Origin of the sequence: Polaribacter cellanae (assembly GCF_017569185.1) — a bacterium.
Taxonomy (GTDB): domain Bacteria; phylum Bacteroidota; class Bacteroidia; order Flavobacteriales; family Flavobacteriaceae; genus Polaribacter; species Polaribacter cellanae.
Genome location: NZ_CP071869.1, coordinates 1,416,851 through 1,434,557, shown reverse-complemented (window position 1 = coordinate 1,434,557; position 17,707 = coordinate 1,416,851). Strand labels below are relative to the sequence as shown.

Sequence of the window (17,707 nt, the reverse complement as noted above, 5' to 3'; positions counted from 1 at the left end):
ACTGACAACAAACGTTAAGCACCCAAGAGTATTGCCTAGAGCATGAACATGAAATTTTGATTTTCTTAACGTGTTGCTACTTATTAAAAATAGAGAAAATACCAAACCCCATAAATGGGTAAGGGTTTTTATACTTAAAAAACACTTGAAAATAATGCTAACTATTGAAAATCAAAATATTAACGAAACAAAAGAAAGACACATGAAAAAAATATTAGGCTTAGATTTAGGTACAAATTCTATTGGTTGGGCGTTAACAACACAAGATTTTGATAAAAAAGAAGGAGAAATTAATGGTCTTGGTAGTAGAATAATACCAATGTCTCAGGATATTTTAGGGAAGTTCGATTCTGGACAATCTCATTCCCAAACATCAGAAAGAACAGGTTATAGAGGTGTAAGAAGGTTACTTCAAAGAAATTTATTAAGGCGAGAAAGACTTCATAGAACTTTAAATGTCATCAATTTTTTGCCCAAACATTATGCAAATGCAATTGATTTTGAGAAACATTTTGGGAAGTTTAAAAATAATGAAGAAGTAAAATTAAATTATCGTAAAAATACAGAAGGAAAACATGAGTTTATTTTTATGGATTCTTTTAATGAAATGATTTTAGATTTTAAAGAAAAAAATCAACAAACAAAAATTCCTTTAGATTGGACTATTTATTTCTTACGAAAAAAAGCACTCACTAAAAAAATAAGTAAAGAAGAATTAGCGTGGATTTTATTAAACTTCAACCAAAAAAGAGGCTACTATCAATTAAGAGGAGAAGAAGAGGAAGAAAGTAATGGGAAAGAAAAAACATTTGAAACGTTATTAATTTCTGAAGTAAGAGATTCTGGCGAAATTATTAAAAAGTCAGGAGAACTACTTTTTGATATTTATTTTAAAAATGGATGGAAATATGATAAGCAAACCACAAAACCTAATGATTGGTTAGGTAAAACTAAAGAATTTATCGTAACAACTTCGGAACTTAAGAACGGAGAAACCAAAAGAAGTTTTAAAATAGTAGATTCAGAAAAAGATTGGATTGCTATTAAGAAAAAAACAGAGCAAAATATCTTAGAGAGTTCTAAAACTGTTGGAGAATATATTTATGATACACTTTTGGAAAAACCTTCGCAAAAGATAAGAGGTAAACTCGTAAAAACAATCGAACGTAAATTTTACAAAAAAGAGTTACAGAAAATTTTAGAATCTCAAATTACTTTTCATCCAGAATTGCAAGATAGAAAATTATATAATGATTGTATAACTGAATTATACCTCAGAAACGAAGCACATCAAAATAACATAAAAGACAAAGGTTTCGATTATTTATTTATAGAAGATATTATTTTTTTTCAAAGACCTTTAAAAAGTAAAAAATCTACCATTTCTAATTGTCCTTATGAAGAAAGATTTTTTATTAAAGATGGAGTTAAGAATACACAACCCGTAAAATGTATTCCTAAATCTCATCCGTTATTTCAAGAATTTAGATTGTGGCAATTTATTAAGAATTTAAAAATTCATCAAAAGGAAAATATCGAAAACAATAAAAAAGATGAAGATGTAACAGGTTTATTTTTTAAGACTGACGATGATTGGGTTCAATTATTCGATTTTATAAATACTAAAAAAGAGATTGAGCAAAAACATATCATAGAACATTTAATAAAATCAAAGAAAATAGAAAAAACAGAAAAAGATAATTTTAGATGGAATTATGTTGAGGATAAAAAGTATCCAGCAAACGAGACTAAATATTCACTTTTATCAAGATTAAAAAAAATAGAAAACTTGAATGAAAATGAGTTTTTATCAAAAGAAAGAGAGTTTTTGTTATGGCATATCATCTATTCTGTAAAAGATAAAAATGAGTATAAATCAGCTTTAAAAACCTTTGCTAGAAAAAATAGTTTAGAAGAAGATTCTTTTGTAGAAAGTTTTATGAAATTTCCTCCTTTTAAAAATGAATACGGAGCTTATTCAGAAAAAGCAATTAAAAAATTATTGCCTTTAATGAGAATGGGCAAGTATTGGAATGAAGATAAAATACCTGAAGAAGTAAAGGATAAAATTGCGACTATAAAAGAGCGCTTAGAGTCTATAAATTATAATGCTGAGGTTTTTAAAAAAGATAAAAATAACCTTTTAAAAACAATTGCAGATGATGAAGTTCCTAAACAATTTTTGAAAAGTTTTTTACCATTTAAAGGTAAAAATCACTTGACAGGACTAAATACATATCAAGCATGTTATGCTGTTTATGAAAGACACTCTGAATTAGGCACCATACAAAAATGGAACTCTCCCAAAGATATTACTAATTATTTACAAGAGTTTAAACAGCATAGTTTACGAAATCCTATTGTAGAACAAGTGGTAACAGAAACGTTAAGAGTTGTTAGAGATATTTGGCTTCATTTTGGAGAAAGTAAAAAAGATTTTTTTGATGAAATTCATTTAGAATTGGGTAGAGAAATGAAAAACTCATCTAAAAAAAGAGAAAGTATTTCTAAACGAAATTTAGAAAAAGAGAAAACAAACGTGAGAATAAAATCGCTTTTAGAAGAATTAAAAAATGATTCTACAGATGATATTAGAGCATATTCTCCAAGTCATCAAGAAATACTGAAGATTTATGAAGAAGGAGTTTATCAAAACCCGAATGTTAGTTTTAGTAAATTAAGTGAAGAAGATGTCGAGAAAATTAGAAAGAATATTTCTCCCACTAAAAATGAAATTATAAAATATAAATTATGGTTGGAACAAGGTTATATTTCCCCTTATACAGGTTTAATAATTCCATTAAGTAAGTTATTTTCTATTGATTATCAAATAGAGCATATTATACCACAATCTCGTTATTTCGACAATTCATTATCAAATAAAATAATTTGTGAAAGTGAAGTTAATCAACTGAAAGACAATAAAACAGCTTATGAATTTTTGAAAGAAAAAGGAGGTTCTATTATAAATGGTTTTCCTCTTTTAAAAATAGACGATTATGAAAAGCATTGTAACCAATATTTCAAGAAGAACAGAACTAAACTTAAAAATTTATTGTCAGAAGAAATTCCTGAAGGATTTATAAAAAGACAATTAAACGACAGTAGATATATAAGTAAATTTATAAAAAGCCTATTAAGTAATATTGTTAGAGAAGAAAATGAGAAAGAGCCAACAGTTAAAAAATTATTGCCAGTAAATGGAGCTGTTACCTCTAAACTAAAACAAGATTGGGGTTTAAATGATAAATGGAATGAAATAATTGCTCCGAGATTTATAAGATTAAATGAATTAACAAACTCCAAAGATTTTGGAGAGTGGGATGCTAAAATAAATGCATTTAGAACAAAAGTTCCTGATGAAATATCTAAAGGTTTTAGTAAAAAAAGAATAGATCATAGGCACCATGCATTAGATGCTTTAGTAATTGCTTGTTGTACCAGAAAGCATATAAATTATTTAAGTTCTTTAAATTCTGAAAAAGAAAATTATGGATTAAGAGACAGTTTGTTAATAAAAAATAAACAAGGAGATTATACAAAACATTTTCAAAAACCTTGGAGTAATTTTACAGTTGAAGCAAAAGATGGTTTAGATAAAACCGTGGTAAGTTTTAAACAAAATTTAAGAATTATAAATAAAACAAATAATAAAACTTGGCAATGGAAACAGCAAAATAATGGAAGTTATAAAAAGGAATTGGTAAAGCAAAAAGGACCCGAGAACTCTAATAATAAAACAAATTGGGCAATAAGAAAGCCAATGCATAAAGAAACAGTTTCTGGTTTTGTTAAAATTAAAAGAATAAAAAAAGGTTTTAGTAATCTTACAAGTTATTTAGACAAACCTGAGTTGATTTTAAACAAGAAAATTCGTTATAAAGTTCAGAATTTATTGGAGGTGTTTAATAATGATTTGAAAAAAATTAGAAAGCATTTAAAGGAAAATCCATTATTAGTCGAAGAAAAAGAAATTTCAAAAATTAAAGTTTTTGAATGGACTGAAAATGCTACAGCAACAAGAGTTTTATTAAATGAAAAATTTACCAGAAAACAATTAGAATCAATTACCGATAGTGGAATACAGAAAATTTTAGAAAATCACATAAAAAATTATGTGGATGAAAATAACAAAGAACAATTCGATTTAGCATTTAATTCAGATGGAGTTGAAACTTTAAATAAGAATATAAAAGAATTGAATGGTGGTAAAAATCATCATCCCATTTATAAAGTTAGATTGTATGAAGAAGGTAGTAAATTTAGTATTGGAGAAACAGGTGCAAAAAGCAAAAAATTTGTAGAGGCAGCTAAAGGAACAAATTTGTTTTATGCAGTTTATTATAATGAAAGTAAAAAGAAAAGAGTTTTTGAAACAATTCCTTTAAATGATGTTATTGCCCATCAAAAACAAACGGCAAATTTACCAAAGAGTAAAAGATTACCAATTCAGCCAGATTTTACCAAAGGAAATTTCCTATTTACACTTTCTCCTAATGATTTGGTTTTTCTACCAAATGACGAAGAATTGAATAATAAAGCATTAGTTAATTTTAATAACTTATCTAACGAACAGGTTTCAAGAATTTATAAAATTGTAAGTTTTACAGGAGGTAGATTATATGGAATTCCAAATAATATAGCAAAACCTATTCAAAATAAGTTTGAATTTACTTCATTAAATAAATTAGAATCAGATTTAGATAAAAGATCAATTAGGGAGATTTGTGTAAAATTAAAAATTGATAGAGTTGGTAATATTACTTCTTTTTAAATATTAAAATGATTAAAAGAACCATTTACATAGGCAATCCATCTTACTTAAAACTAAAACAAAAACAATTAGTAGTTCAAGAACCAGAAAGTAAAGAAATAGTAGGAACTGTACCCATAGAAGATATTGCTTTGTTACTATTAGATCATTACCAAATAACAATTAGCAATCAACTTTTAATAAAATTACAAGGAAATAATGTAGCTGTAGTAAGTTGCGATGAACATCATTTACCATTCGGAATGATGTTGCCTATTTATGGACACTCAGAATATTCAGAAAGAATAAAACACCAATTATCTGCCTCAGAACCCTTAAAAAAGCAATTATGGAAACAAACGGTTGAGCAAAAAATAGCAAATCAAGAAGCATTATTAAATTTAAATAATAAGCTTTCTGAACCTTTAGCTGAATATAAATTGACGGTAAAAAGTGGAGACACCACCAATAGAGAAGGAATGGCAGCACAACATTATTGGAAACATTTGTTTGATAATTTTTCGAGAGAGCGTTTTGGGTCAGCGCCGAACAATTTATTAAATTTTGGGTATGCCGTTTTAAGAAGTATTGTGGCAAGAGCTTTGGTAAGTAGTGGAATGTTGCCAGTTTTGGGGCTTTTTCATAAAAATAAATACAATGCCTATTGTTTGGCAGACGATATTATGGAACCTTACAGACCCTTTGTAGATAAATTGGTTTTTAATTATGTGAATAATAGTTATCGAGATAATTTTGAATTAACAAAACAAACAAAAGCACATATTTTAACAATTGCAACACAAGATGTTTTTATAGATGGAGTTGAAAGACCTTTATTTGTTGCAGTTACAACAACAACAGCAAGTTTGTATAAATGTTTTACAGGAGAATTAAGGCAAATTAAATATCCAGAATTGGATTAATATAAATGTCAGAAAATAGATATAGCGCTTATAGAATTATGTGGGTATTAGTTTTCTTTGATTTACCAACAGAAACCAAAAAAGAACGAAAAGCTGCTGGTTTATTTCGTAAAAAACTAATTGCAGACGGTTTTACGATGTTTCAATTTTCTATCTATTTAAGACATTGCCCAAGTAGAGAAAACTCTAAAGTACATACAAGGCGTGTAAAAAGAAGTTTACCCAAACATGGTAAAGTTTGTATTTTGGAAATTACAGACAAACAATTTGGAAATATGGAACTTTTTCATGGAATAAAAGAGGTGGACTTGCCACAGCCAACACAACAGTTGCAATTATTTTAGCAGATACTTTTCCACCAAGTGTGTAAGTTAAAAATTACAGAATCAGATTTTTCATAATTCAACCCTTTTTTCAAATATAGCCAATAATTGGTTAAGAATAATTCCCTTCCCGAAGTTTCGGGACTAATTGGCATTGTTCATTTTCTAGTTAAAAACACTGATTATGACTGTTTTATAAAGAATGATATTGGCTTTCATAAGAGGGAGCAAGTTTCTGATAATCAGTTATTAATATGTCTAACACGTTAATTATTTACAGGGCAAGTATCAGGAAAATAAACCCAAAGATAATTTTAAAAAAAAAATAGTACATGAAGAAAAGTGTTTTCACTTAACAACACATACTATTTTAACCCCTAATTAATAAAATTACTTAGGTTCCTCAAAAGTATACATCCCCCAATGTTTACCTTTTAAGGTTCTTTAATATTTTTTGTTTTTCTAATTTTTGAAATTCAAACTGTTTTTTTTTAATAGAAGCAAATTTCCATATTGCATCTTCCACATCTGCATTATTTCTAATTCCTTGAAAAACCATTCTTACATATTGTGCATTATGAGGATTTCCATTTCTATTTTTAATTTTTTTTGCATTTAAAATCTTTAAAATATCGTTAGTGTAATGGCCCTTAAAAAGATCTCTTAATTGTTTTTGTTCTAAATCAGTAATCATAGTAATTGCCTTTTGCTGTTGTGATAATTGTTGCTATCTTGTTATTGTTTTACGTGCTACAATGTACGTAAATATATCTACTAAACAAAGTAAAATGGAAAATAAATTTACAAGCATTAAAGATAGAGTTGTTCGAATTGCAGAGAAGCTCCCTATAAGCAAGGAAAGTTTCTTTAAAAGTATTGGCATGACTTCTGCTAATTTTAGAGGAAAAGCCAAAGAAACACCTTTAAATTCTAATGCAATTGTAAATATAATTACGAAGTATCCTGAGGTAGATTTACATTGGTTATTAATGGGTTCTGCCGATAAAGAGCAACCTAACAGAAGTATTTTTGTAAATGAAACTGCAGATGAGTACAAAAAGCATTGTAGAAATTGTGATGAAAAAGATAAATTGATTGTATTTTTACAACAACAAGTAGTAGATTTGAAATCCGATAAAGAAGATTTGAGGAATCTATTAGGACTCAAGAATAATTAAAAAAAATAATATCAAAGCCTTCCATTTTAAACAATTTACCATAAATCAAGATAAAACCGCTATGAAAATTGGCACAGATGGCGTTTTATTGGGTGCTTGGTGTGCTGTTGATAATTATTTTAATACCATTTTAGACGTTGGTTCTGGAACAGGAGTAATCTCTTTAATACTTGCACAACGTTCGGATGCTATGACGATTGATGCTGTTGAGGTTGATGAAAATGCATACGAACAAACTGTAGAGAATTTCGAAAATTCAGACTGGGGAGATCGTTTGTATTGTTACAATGCCACTTTTCAAGAATTTGCTGAAGAAATTTCCGAAGAAGAAGAAGAAGAAGAAACCTACGATTTAATTATTACGAATCCACCTTTTTATAATGATAATTTTGAAACAGAAAACGAGGCAAGAAACAAAGCACGTTTTACATCGTCTTTATCTTTTGAAGAGTTAATAATTGGAGTTGCTAAAATTTTATCTAAAAACGGAACATTTGCAACCATTATTCCTTTTAAAGAAGAAGAAAGTTTTATCAATTTAGCCAAAGAAAATAATTTATTTTTAAATAGAGTTTGTCGAGTTCAAGGAAATAAAACATCAGCAATTAAAAGAAGTTTGTTAGAGCTTTCTTTTCAGCAAAAAGAAATCAAAGAAGAACATTTAATTATTGAAATTGATAGACATCAATATACAGAAAAATATATTAATTTGGTGAAGAATTTTTATTTGAAAATGTAAAGCTTTTTCAGCCCCTTCAGGTTTTTAAAACCTGAAGGGCTTTTAAGTTTTACCCAATCACGTGATTAGGATTATATCCCAAATAAGGTACTTTTCTCTCAACAAATTTAATTCCATGTGCTTCTAATTCCTTCAAAATAGGTTCATACACTTCTTTAGAAATAGGAATTTGAACTCCAGGAGTTTTAATTTCTCCTTTTAATATCTTTAAAGTGGCAATTGCAACAGGTAAACCAACAGTTTTAGCCATTGCAGTATAGGTTTGGTTTTCTCCAAGAACAACTAAACTGCTTTCAATCTGTCGCTTTTCTCCATCAATTTCATAGCCGAAAAGATGTTGCATTACAATCATGTCTTTATCATGTTCTTGTAAAGTCCAAGAATCTTCGAGAATTCTTTGTAGCATTTTTGCTGGAGTTGCATTTTTAATACCAATTTTTTTCTTCGGATTAAAAATATCCAATTCTAATAATTTTTCCCACATAACATCGTCTTGATCTATTTTTAAATAGGAGCGTAATTTTAATTCCACAGAATCAGATGGAGAATAAGCTAAAAATAAATTAACAAAATCTCTGTAACTCATGTTTTCAGAATTTTCAATCGTATAAGAATCATCTGTCATACCTAACTGAACAAAAATATTCCAAGCTCTCGAAAAACCAACTTTTCTAATGGTTCCTCTATACATTGTTGGTATTTGTTCCAAACCATAAACACTTCTGTACTTTAGAGAATTTCTATTTGCGTAGGCTTCAAAATTTCCACTTCCGTTTATTTTTAAAAACTCTGTTCTTCGAAATAATTTATGATACGGAATGTATTTATAAGTACCTTCTTGAATAAACATTGCAGCGCCTCCTTGACCTGCTAAAACCACATTTCTCGGATTCCAAGTAAATTTATAGTTCCACAAATTATTGTCACTTTCTGGAGCAACCAAGCCACCTGTAAAAGATTCAAACAATAACATTTTTGCGTTATTTTCTCGAATTCTATCAATTATTTTCATGGCACTCATATGATCTAAACCTGGGTCTACACCAATTTCATTCATAAAAACCAATCCTTTTTCTTTTACTTGAGTATCAAGCGCTTTCATTTCGTTAGAAACATAAGAAGCAGTTACCATATTTTTACTATATTTTACACAGTCTTTAGCAACTTCAATATGAAACCTTGCAGGCAACATAGAAACTACAATATCTGCTTTTTTAATTTCTTTTTCACGTTGGCTTTTATCAAAAACATCAAAAACAATCGTAGTTGCATTTTTATGGTTATTAATTAATTTAGTTGCATTTTCAATAGAAATATCTCCAATAGTTAAAAAAAGATTTTCTGTTTCAGACTTCTCTAAAAGATATTTTATTAAAGATGAACTCGATTTTCCTGCGCCAATAATAAATATGTTTTTCATAAACGAAAAGATGTATTTTTGTATAATTACGAAGATACATTAATTGTTTAAAATTTAACAAAAATCATTAAAAATGTTTAAAAATATTATTTTCACTTGTTTTTTAGGAATGTTAGCGATTATTTTAGGAGCCTTTGGAGCGCACGTTTTAAAAGAAACTTTAACTGCAGATCAATTATTAAGTTTCGAAACCGCAGTTCGTTACCAAATATATCACGTAATTGTGTTGTTAATTGTAAATATGTATGCAGGATTTTCATCAAAACAAAAAAACACGATTAGTTATTTATTTTTCGCAGGCATCTTTCTTTTTTCTGGTTCTATTTATGCAATTCAGTTAACAGCTATTTCTGCAAAGTCCATTTGGTTTGTAACACCTTTAGGAGGTTTGTTTCTAATAATAGGTTGGATTTCTATGATTATTATATTCTCAAAGAAAATGAGAAATAGATAAAAAATCAATATTTTTCACCTAAATAGAAGTCCGTTTTAAAATATTGCTTAATTTTGTAACACATTTAAAAATAATAATAATATTGATATGGTAGATACAAATACGAAATCGATTTCGTTAAATAGTCTTGGAATCAAAAATGCAACAATTCGTTATCAACTGTCTTCAGACGAATTACACAATGAAACTTTAAAAAAAAATCAAGGAGTAGAATCTTCTTTAGGAGCAATTGCTGTAAACACAGGTGAGTTTACTGGGCGTTCTCCAAAAGATCGTTTTATTGTAAAAGACAAGGTTACAAAAGACGAAGTTTGGTGGAGTGACATAAACCTTCCTTTCGATGCAGATAAATTCGATGCACTTTATGCTAAAGTAACAGATTATTTATCAGGAAAAGAAATCTTTGTAAGAGATTCGTATGCCTGTGCAGATAAAAATTATAAATTAAACATTAGAGTTATAAACGAATATCCATGGAGCAATATGTTTGCTTACAATATGTTTTTACGACCAACAACAGAAGAATTAAAAGATTTTTCTCCAGAATGGACGGTAATTAACGCACCAGGATTTATGGCGGACCCAAAAATAGATGGAACTCGCCAACATAACTTTGCAATTTTAAATTTTACAAAGAAAATAGCTTTAATTGGTGGAACAGGTTACACAGGAGAAATCAAAAAAGGAATTTTTTCTGCCTTAAATTTTATACTTCCAGTATTTAAAAATACCTTGCCAATGCATTGTTCTGCAAATGTTGGTAAAGATGGAGATACAGCAATCTTTTTCGGACTTTCTGGAACAGGAAAAACAACACTTTCTACAGATCCAAACAGAAGTTTAATTGGAGATGATGAGCATGGTTGGACTGCAGAAAACACCGTTTTTAATTTTGAAGGCGGTTGTTACGCAAAAGTAATTAATTTATCGCAAGAACAAGAACCAGAAATTTTTGGAGCCATTAAAAAAGGTGCGATTTTAGAAAATGTAGTGATGAATAAAGATGGAGCAATCGATTTTACAGATACTTCTATCACTCAAAATACAAGAGTTAGTTACCCAATTTATCATATAGAAAATATACAAGAGCCATCTATTGGTAAAAATCCTAAAAATATATTTTTCTTAACTGCAGATGCTTTTGGAGTTTTGCCTCCAATTTCTAAATTAACGCCAAATCAAGCAGCATATCACTTTATATCTGGTTATACAGCAAAAGTTGCAGGAACAGAAGCAGGTGTTACAGAGCCAACACCAAGTTTTTCAGCTTGTTTTGGTGCCCCTTTTATGCCTTTACATCCTACAAGATATGCAGAAATGTTAAGCAATAAGATGAAAGATGCTGGTGTAAATGTTTGGTTGATAAATACAGGTTGGTCTGGAGGTCAATATGGAGTAGGTAGAAGAATGCCTTTAAAATATACAAGAGCAATGATTTCTGCTGTTTTAAATGGCGATTTAGGTAGTTACAGATATGAAGATTATCATATTCATTCTGTATTTGGTGTGGCACAACCAAGAAGATGTCCAGGAGTTCCAACAGAATTGCTAAGTCCAAGAGCCACTTGGAATGATGATGAAGCGTACTATAAAACCGCATTTAAATTATCGAACGCTTTTAGACATAATTTTAAGCAATTCGAAGAAGTTGCCAGCGAAGATATTCGTAGAGGAGGCCCTCAACGTTATGCTTTTTAATACTATTTTTTAAATTTTAATTCAAGAAAACACCTCAATTTGGGGTGTTTTTTTATTTTTAGAGTATATTTAACCAACTTTATATTTTATGATTAAAAATTGGTTTAAAAACATTGGGCCAGGAACATTAGTAGCCGCTGCTTTTATTGGACCAGGAACTGTTACCGTTTGTACATTAGCAGGTGTAAATTTCGGATTCCATTTGTTGTGGGCAATGTTGCTTTCTATAATTGCAACAATTATTTTACAAGAAATGGCAGCAAGATTGGGTATCATTTCTCAAAAAGGTTTGTCTGAAGTAATTAAAGAAGAAATTAAAATTCCGTTTTTAAAACACTTTGTAACCTTGTTAATTTTAGCAGCAATTGTTGTTGGAAATGCTTCTTATGAAGCAGGAAATATTAGTGGAGGAATTTTAGGCTTAGAAACCATTTTTGGGAAATCGATTTTAAATTTTAATAATATTTCTATCAATTTAATGAGCTTTGTAATTGGTTGTATTGCATTTGTGCTTTTATATATTGGAAACTATAAGTTTTTAGAAAAAGCGTTGGTAACATTGGTTTTACTGATGAGTATTTCCTTTTTAATAACTGCAATAGTTACAAAACCAGACGTTGTAGAAATCTTAAAAGGATTGTTTATTCCAAGATTTCCAGAGAAAAGCTTATTAACAATTATTGGTTTAATTGGTACAACTGTGGTGCCTTATAACTTGTTTTTACACGCTTCTTTAGTAAAAGAAAGATGGAACAAAACCGAAGATTTAAAATTGGCAAGAAAAGACACCATTGTTTCTATAATTTTAGGAGGCTTTGTTTCTATGGCGATTATTGTTTCTGCAGCAGCAATTCCTTTTAGTGATATTACCAATGCAGCAGATTTAGCAAAAGGTTTGGCGCCTTTGTATGGCGAATTCGCAAAATATTTTTTGGCTTTAGGTTTATTTGCTGCAGGAATAACATCTGCAATTACAGCACCTTTAGCGGCTGCTTACGTAGCTAAAGGTTGTTTGGGTTGGAGAGGAGGTTTAAGATCTAAAAAATTTAGAAGTGTTTGGATAATCATTCTGGTTTTAGGAGTTGTCTTTTCATCAATCGGAATAAAACCGATAGATATTATAAAATTTGCACAAGTTGCAAACGGAATGTTGCTACCAATAATCGCAGGAATTTTATTGTGGATTATGAATAAAAAATCTGTTTTAGGAACTTTTATAAATTCTAAAATACAGAATATTATTGGTTTTGTAATTTTAGCTATTACCCTATTTTTAGGAGCAAAAGGAATTTTAAAAGTTTTTAATTTTATCTGATTTAAAAGAAAATGTCACGAATTCATAAATTTTAAAATTCGTGAATTCGTGACAAAAAAAATGACTAAATTATAAGCAAAAGATTTAAAATGAAAATCGATTTGAATTGTGATGTTGGAGAAGGAGTAGAAAACGAGCATTTATTAATGCCACATATTTCTTCTTGTAATATCGCTTGTGGAGGTCATTTTGGAACTACACAAACCATTGACAAAACGATTCGATTTGCCATCGAAAATAAGGTATTAATTGGAGCACATCCATCTTTTCCTGATAGAGAAAACTTCGGGAGAAAATTGATGGATATTTCTCATGAAGAATTACAGAAAAGCATCGAAAATCAATTAGATTTATTGACACATAGATTGCGTTTTACGGAGGAGAAACTACACCACATAAAACCTCATGGAGCTTTGTATAATTTAATAGCTGTTGATGAAAAATTTGCGAAAACTTTCTTGAAATCAATTAAAAAATATAGTAAAGATGTCTTTTTATACGTTCCTTATAATTCTGTTATCGAAAAATTAGCGATTAGAAAAAACATTAACATAAAGTATGAAGTTTTTGCGGATAGAAATTACAACAACGATTTGACTTTGGTTTCAAGAAGTTATAAAAAAGCTTTAATTACTGATGAAGTAGAGGTTTTTAATCATGTCTTATCAATCTATAAAGGACAGGTAAAAACAATTTCAGGGGAATTGAAATCTATAAAAGCCGATACTTTTTGTATTCATGGAGATAACAAAAATGCGGTTTTAATATTAGAAAATTTATCAGAAAAACTAAAAAAAGTAGGAATTAGAATTGCATAAACCACCCACATACAAACCTTTTGGAAATACTGCTATTTTAATTGAATGGCAAGCAATTATTAGTGAAGAAATTCTCAATGATATTATCCTTTTTAGAGATAAAATTCAAAAAGAAAAATCTACATTAATTGCCGATTTTATAATTGGTTACAACTCTTTGACTTTGAAATATACCAATGAAATCTCTAATTATTCTGATGAGACGCAACAGTTACAATCCATATATCAACAAGATCTCAAACGACAACAAACAGAAAAATTTCTCTGGGAAATTCCTGTTTGTTACGATTTGGAATTTGGGATTGATTTGAGAGAATTGTCAGAAAAATCAAATATCAATATTGAAAAAATCATTAAAATTCATTCAAAAAAAATATACACCGTTTTTTTTATTGGTTTCTTACCAGGTTTTCTTTATTTAGGAGGTTTAGATTCTCGATTATATTTCGATAGAAAACCCAACCCAAGATTAAAAGTGCCAAAAGGCGCTGTTGCAATTGGTGGAAAACAAACAGGTGTTTACCCACAAGAATCTGCTGGTGGTTGGAATATTATTGGAAGAACTCCTATTCATTTTTTCAACATAAAAAACGAAAACCCGTGTTTTGCAAAGGCTGGCGATCAAGTAAAATTCAAGGCTATTTCTTTAGACGAATTTTATCAAACTGAAAAAGAAATTACAGAAAACAAGTACTTAATCTCTAAAAAGTTGCTGAATGATTAGGGTTTTAAAAGCAGGTTTTTATACGTCAATTCAAGATAGAGGTAGAGTAGGTTTTGCTTCTAAAGGTGTTCCTGTTTCTGGAGTTATGGATAGTTATTCTGCGGATTTAGCAAATCGTATTTTAGATAATTCTTTAGCAAATGCACTTTTAGAAATTACTTTTGGTGGTTGTAAATTAGAGTTTTTAGTTGAAACCACTATTTGTATCTCTGGTGGCGATTTTTCAGCAATGATAAATAACAAACCCATTGTATTAAATTCAAGGATAAAAATTAACAAAAACGATGTGTTGAGTTTTGGAAACATAAATTTCGGAGCAAGATGTTATTTGGCAGTAAAAGGTGGTTTTTTAACAGAGACAATTTTAGGAAGCAGAAGTTTTTATCAAAATATAACAAAACAAATGATCCTTAAAAAAGGAGATGTATTACCAATTTTAAGTTTTAATAATAATTTAGAAGCATCAAACTCAGTTATAAAAGTGTCTTGTTCTTATTTTAAATCAATAGAAATAAATTGTTATAAAGGTCCTGAATTTGAGTTGTTAAACAATCATCAAAAAGAACAATTGTTAAACACCATTTTTACAATCTCGAATGATAATAATAGAATGGGTTGTCGTTTAAATGAAGTAATAGACAATAATCTACCTTCAATTTTAACATCTGCGGTTTTGGTGGGTACTGTGCAATTAACGCCTTCAGGAAAATTAATTGTGCTTATGAGAGATTGCCAAGTTACTGGTGGTTACCCCAGAATTCTACAACTTACCACGGCTGCTATTAATAGATTGGCACAAAAAACAACGCATCAGAATCTAAAATTTATACTTAAAAGTATTTGAGTCAAGATTTAACGTTATACAGTCAAATTAAAGTGTGTTATGGGTGTATATTTGTAGTGTATTAATCAATACATCACGAAAAAGTATAATTTAAAAAAATAAAGATGAAAAATTTATCAGGAGTATTACTAGGAACGATAGTGGGTGCAGCAGCAGGCATTTTATTTGCACCAGACAAAGGAGAAAACACAAGAAAAAAAATTAAGAACGAAGCTTTGTCTGCAAAAGATAAAATTTCTGAAACAGCGTCTGAATATTCAGAAAAAATTAGTGCAACAGCATCTGATTTAAAAGAAAGAGTAAGTGCTACTTACAATGCAAAAAAGCAAACTTTCGATGCGCAATTAGAAGATGTAATGTCTAACGTAAGTTACAAAGCAGACGATGTAATTTCTACTTTAGAGAAGAAATTAAGCGAATTAAAAGAACAGAACAAAAAGTTACAAAAAGACGTAAGTTCAGATAAGAAAGGAAAAATACAATCTGCATAATTTATGAGTGTATTTGAATCTTTAAACAATTCGTCTGAAAATGGAGTTGAAAAGGGAAAAAAGTATGTAGATGCCACTTATAAATACTATAAGTTAAAAGCATTTTATGCCTTAACATTATCTTTTAGCACAATTCTAAAGCTCTTAATTATTGGAGGTTTAATAGCAGTAGGACTATTATTTGCGTCGATTGCTTTGGCAATTACTTTGGGTAATTCTTTAGAAAATGTAGCTTTAGGTTACCTATCAGTAGCAGGAATTTACATTTTATTTGGCATTATATTCTTTTTGCTTAGAAAGAGTATCGACAAGCAAATAATTTCTAAAATGGCAAATAAATTCTCAAAATAAAAGACACGTAAAGATGAGAAAATACACAAATTTTGTTGATATGGAAAAAGACTTAAAAGTGTTAAGTCTGGAAAGGCAGATAGCTTTAGAAGAACTAAAAATTGTAAAAAGCGATTTCGAAAACCAACTAAAACCGCTAAGCTTAATAGGTAATTTCCTAAAATTCGTAAGTAAGTACGGATTATTAGTTCTTATAAAGAAAATATTTAAATAAAATAGAAAGAATTTATTGGGTTATTTAGCGATAAGTAACCGATAAGTGGTTGGTTGATTAATAACCTCAATGTGAAAGCATTGAGGTTTTTTTTATATTGAATTTGTTTTAGTATCTGTAATTTAAAAAAAGATTTTAGATTTTTTTTTGGGCGTTTTAACGGGCTGGAATTTATCTTGAGCGAAGTCGAAAGGTTACTCGCTTTTTTTCTGAAAAAGAAAAAAGAGCTCAAACATTGCATTCCCTAACGCGTTCACTCAATCTTATAAAAAAATGGAATTTATTTTACTTTCTCGTCTGTAACCACTAAAATTTTCTTTTTAAATTCATTTGGCGAAATATTATATTTTTCTCTAAAAATTTTAGAAAAATAACTTCTACTGCTAAAACCAATGCTGTACACAATTTGCGAAATATTTAAATCGGAATTTTTTAGCAGTTCTCTGGCAGATTCCAAACGAACGTGTCTAATATATTCTGTAACGGTTCTGTTGTAGAGAAACTTAAAGCCGTCTTGTAATTTTGCTTGTGTTAAGCCACTTTCTGTGGAAAGTTGGTCTAAAGAATAATCTTTTGCGGGGTTTTTTAATATTTTGGCGCTAATTTTTCGAACCAATTTAAGTTCTGTTTTTACCAAAGAAGTTGGCAAAGGAACACCAGCCAATAATCTATTGTGTTGCTGAATATGTATGGATAAAATCTCGTAGACTTTAGCTTCGATTTTTAAAATTCTAAGCATTCCTTTTCCTTTTACTTTGGCTAATTTCTCGACTAAATCTGCCATTTTAAGATTTAGTGTTCCGAAGTTTGCAAACCTGTTTTCGTGGTCTGTATCTACAAAAACTTCGTATAACTTTTTATTTAAACTAGATACGTTTGTGGTTCTTTTTTGAAGAAAATGTTTGCGAACAATTTCAATCATATTTATACAAACCGTTTCGTTTTTTGGGAAATGTAAATAATCGTAACCACCTGTTTTGTTAGTGAAAATTAAAGATTGAAACTGGTCTATTTTTCTTTCATTATTATTTACTCCAAAACGATGTGTTAAATAACCTTGTGCAGGGTACAAAAAACGAATAGGACTAAACTCAGGAATCGATTTGAATTTAATTATAAATTCTTTACGAAGCGTTAAGTTAAAATCTAACAAATGCACACCCCAATCAAACTGAATAAATCGTAAATCTCCTTTACCATTTTCGTTATCTATAGAAAGTATGTTTTCGCTCCATCGACTTGTAATCGAGCCTCCAATCGCATCTTTAATTTGCTCTAATAAAGTTTTAGAGCTATCTGGAATAATTTCAAAAGTTATCATAGAGTATTAAATTAGGGTAAACTCTCAACTAAAAAGAGGTTGTAAATGTACTACAATAAAGATAGTAAATTTTATGATATCGATTAACATTTAAATTTATTGAGATAAGAAATAAATTAATTTCACACTAAGTTTGATAAA

General features: G+C 29.1%; 17 protein-coding genes. 14 read left to right on the top strand and 3 right to left on the bottom strand.

Annotated features, from left to right (window positions below; translation table 11 throughout):
• Nucleotides 1-202 precede the first annotated feature (202 nt).
• Genes cas9 through cas2 form a run of 3 tightly spaced genes read left to right on the top strand, consistent with a single transcriptional unit; the run spans nucleotide 203 to nucleotide 6,020 of the window.
• On the top strand, nucleotides 203-4,774 hold the full coding sequence (gene cas9 / locus J3359_RS06500; RefSeq protein WP_208079910.1) for a type II CRISPR RNA-guided endonuclease Cas9: 4,572 nt from the start codon (nucleotides 203-205) through the stop codon (nucleotides 4,772-4,774).
• 8 nt (nucleotides 4,775-4,782) lie between these two features.
• Nucleotides 4,783-5,676 carry a type II CRISPR-associated endonuclease Cas1 gene (gene cas1, locus J3359_RS06495; protein WP_208079909.1) on the top strand — a complete coding sequence of 298 codons (894 nt, stop codon included), beginning with the start codon at nucleotides 4,783-4,785 and terminating at the stop codon, nucleotides 5,674-5,676.
• Between the two features lie 5 nt (nucleotides 5,677-5,681).
• Nucleotides 5,682-6,020: a CRISPR-associated endonuclease Cas2 gene (cas2, locus tag J3359_RS06490; protein ID WP_208079908.1), complete on the top strand. Its 339-nt coding sequence runs from the start codon at nucleotides 5,682-5,684 to the stop codon at nucleotides 6,018-6,020.
• Between the two features lie 406 nt (nucleotides 6,021-6,426).
• On the opposite strand, the gene J3359_RS06485 is transcribed toward cas2, so the two are convergent.
• Entirely contained in the window at nucleotides 6,427-6,693 is a 267-nt protein-coding gene (locus tag J3359_RS06485; protein WP_208079907.1) for a hypothetical protein, read from the bottom strand.
• A 94-nt stretch (nucleotides 6,694-6,787) separates the two neighbouring features.
• Here J3359_RS06485 and J3359_RS06480 point away from each other — a divergent pair, with 94 nt between their 5' ends.
• On the top strand, nucleotides 6,788-7,177 hold the full coding sequence (locus J3359_RS06480) for a hypothetical protein (RefSeq protein ID WP_208079906.1): 390 nt from the start codon (nucleotides 6,788-6,790) through the stop codon (nucleotides 7,175-7,177).
• Nucleotides 7,178-7,238: 61 nt separating this feature from the next.
• Entirely contained in the window at nucleotides 7,239-7,916 is a 678-nt protein-coding gene (locus J3359_RS06475; RefSeq protein WP_208079905.1) for a tRNA1(Val) (adenine(37)-N6)-methyltransferase, read from the top strand.
• Between the two features lie 49 nt (nucleotides 7,917-7,965).
• On the opposite strand, the gene J3359_RS06470 is transcribed toward J3359_RS06475, so the two are convergent.
• Nucleotides 7,966-9,336: a saccharopine dehydrogenase family protein gene (locus J3359_RS06470; RefSeq protein ID WP_208079904.1), complete on the bottom strand. Its 1,371-nt coding sequence runs from the start codon at nucleotides 9,334-9,336 to the stop codon at nucleotides 7,966-7,968.
• 73 nt (nucleotides 9,337-9,409) lie between these two features.
• On the opposite strand from J3359_RS06470, the gene J3359_RS06465 reads away from it, so the two are divergent.
• The 9 genes from J3359_RS06465 to J3359_RS06425 all read left to right on the top strand — a co-directional run bounded on the left by J3359_RS06465 (nucleotide 9,410) and on the right by J3359_RS06425 (nucleotide 16,245).
• Nucleotides 9,410-9,790 carry a DUF423 domain-containing protein gene (locus tag J3359_RS06465; protein ID WP_208079903.1) on the top strand — a complete coding sequence of 127 codons (381 nt, stop codon included), beginning with the start codon at nucleotides 9,410-9,412 and terminating at the stop codon, nucleotides 9,788-9,790.
• 87 nt (nucleotides 9,791-9,877) lie between these two features.
• Nucleotides 9,878-11,488 carry a phosphoenolpyruvate carboxykinase (ATP) gene (pckA, locus tag J3359_RS06460; RefSeq protein ID WP_208079902.1) on the top strand — a complete coding sequence of 537 codons (1,611 nt, stop codon included), beginning with the start codon at nucleotides 9,878-9,880 and terminating at the stop codon, nucleotides 11,486-11,488.
• A gap of 88 nt (nucleotides 11,489-11,576) precedes the next feature.
• Complete coding sequence (locus J3359_RS06455; RefSeq protein WP_208079901.1) at nucleotides 11,577-12,803, top strand: Nramp family divalent metal transporter; 1,227 nt, start codon at nucleotides 11,577-11,579, stop codon at nucleotides 12,801-12,803.
• A gap of 89 nt (nucleotides 12,804-12,892) precedes the next feature.
• Nucleotides 12,893-13,621, top strand: coding sequence for a 5-oxoprolinase subunit PxpA (gene pxpA / locus J3359_RS06450; RefSeq protein ID WP_208079900.1), 729 nt, complete (start codon nucleotides 12,893-12,895; stop codon nucleotides 13,619-13,621).
• On the top strand, nucleotides 13,614-14,345 hold the full coding sequence (pxpB, locus tag J3359_RS06445; RefSeq protein ID WP_208079899.1) for a 5-oxoprolinase subunit PxpB: 732 nt from the start codon (nucleotides 13,614-13,616) through the stop codon (nucleotides 14,343-14,345). The genes pxpA and pxpB overlap by 8 nt, the downstream gene beginning before the upstream one ends.
• A complete protein-coding gene (locus J3359_RS06440; RefSeq protein WP_208079898.1) occupies nucleotides 14,338-15,189 on the top strand; it encodes a 5-oxoprolinase subunit C family protein in 852 nt (283 codons plus the stop codon). The genes pxpB and J3359_RS06440 overlap by 8 nt, the downstream gene beginning before the upstream one ends.
• Before the next feature lie 104 nt (nucleotides 15,190-15,293).
• Entirely contained in the window at nucleotides 15,294-15,680 is a 387-nt protein-coding gene (locus J3359_RS06435; RefSeq protein WP_208079897.1) for a YtxH domain-containing protein, read from the top strand.
• A gap of 3 nt (nucleotides 15,681-15,683) precedes the next feature.
• On the top strand, nucleotides 15,684-16,031 hold the full coding sequence (locus J3359_RS06430; RefSeq protein ID WP_208079896.1) for a hypothetical protein: 348 nt from the start codon (nucleotides 15,684-15,686) through the stop codon (nucleotides 16,029-16,031).
• 13 nt (nucleotides 16,032-16,044) lie between these two features.
• Nucleotides 16,045-16,245, top strand: coding sequence for a hypothetical protein (locus tag J3359_RS06425; RefSeq protein ID WP_208079895.1), 201 nt, complete (start codon nucleotides 16,045-16,047; stop codon nucleotides 16,243-16,245).
• Between the two features lie 280 nt (nucleotides 16,246-16,525).
• On the opposite strand, the gene J3359_RS06420 is transcribed toward J3359_RS06425, so the two are convergent.
• Entirely contained in the window at nucleotides 16,526-17,566 is a 1,041-nt protein-coding gene (locus J3359_RS06420; RefSeq protein ID WP_208079894.1) for a helix-turn-helix domain-containing protein, read from the bottom strand.
• Nucleotides 17,567-17,707: the final 141 nt, after the last annotated feature.

Bases quoted from the DNA above. Each gene is read 5' to 3' on its own strand.
- cas9 (WP_208079910.1), top strand. From the start codon at position 203: ATGAAAAAAATATTAGGCTTAGATTTAGGTACAAATTCTATTGGTTGG.
- cas1 (WP_208079909.1), top strand. From the start codon at position 4,783: ATGATTAAAAGAACCATTTACATAGGCAATCCATCTTACTTAAAACTA.
- cas2 (WP_208079908.1), top strand. From the start codon at position 5,682: ATGTCAGAAAATAGATATAGCGCTTATAGAATTATGTGGGTATTAGTT.
- J3359_RS06485 (WP_208079907.1), bottom strand. From the start codon at position 6,693: ATGATTACTGATTTAGAACAAAAACAATTAAGAGATCTTTTTAAGGGC.
- J3359_RS06480 (WP_208079906.1), top strand. From the start codon at position 6,788: ATGGAAAATAAATTTACAAGCATTAAAGATAGAGTTGTTCGAATTGCA.
- J3359_RS06475 (WP_208079905.1), top strand. From the start codon at position 7,239: ATGAAAATTGGCACAGATGGCGTTTTATTGGGTGCTTGGTGTGCTGTT.
- J3359_RS06470 (WP_208079904.1), bottom strand. From the start codon at position 9,336: ATGAAAAACATATTTATTATTGGCGCAGGAAAATCGAGTTCATCTTTA.
- J3359_RS06465 (WP_208079903.1), top strand. From the start codon at position 9,410: ATGTTTAAAAATATTATTTTCACTTGTTTTTTAGGAATGTTAGCGATT.
- pckA (WP_208079902.1), top strand. From the start codon at position 9,878: ATGGTAGATACAAATACGAAATCGATTTCGTTAAATAGTCTTGGAATC.
- J3359_RS06455 (WP_208079901.1), top strand. From the start codon at position 11,577: ATGATTAAAAATTGGTTTAAAAACATTGGGCCAGGAACATTAGTAGCC.
- pxpA (WP_208079900.1), top strand. From the start codon at position 12,893: ATGAAAATCGATTTGAATTGTGATGTTGGAGAAGGAGTAGAAAACGAG.
- J3359_RS06440 (WP_208079898.1), top strand. From the start codon at position 14,338: ATGATTAGGGTTTTAAAAGCAGGTTTTTATACGTCAATTCAAGATAGA.
- J3359_RS06435 (WP_208079897.1), top strand. From the start codon at position 15,294: ATGAAAAATTTATCAGGAGTATTACTAGGAACGATAGTGGGTGCAGCA.
- J3359_RS06430 (WP_208079896.1), top strand. From the start codon at position 15,684: ATGAGTGTATTTGAATCTTTAAACAATTCGTCTGAAAATGGAGTTGAA.
- J3359_RS06425 (WP_208079895.1), top strand. From the start codon at position 16,045: ATGAGAAAATACACAAATTTTGTTGATATGGAAAAAGACTTAAAAGTG.
- J3359_RS06420 (WP_208079894.1), bottom strand. From the start codon at position 17,566: ATGATAACTTTTGAAATTATTCCAGATAGCTCTAAAACTTTATTAGAG.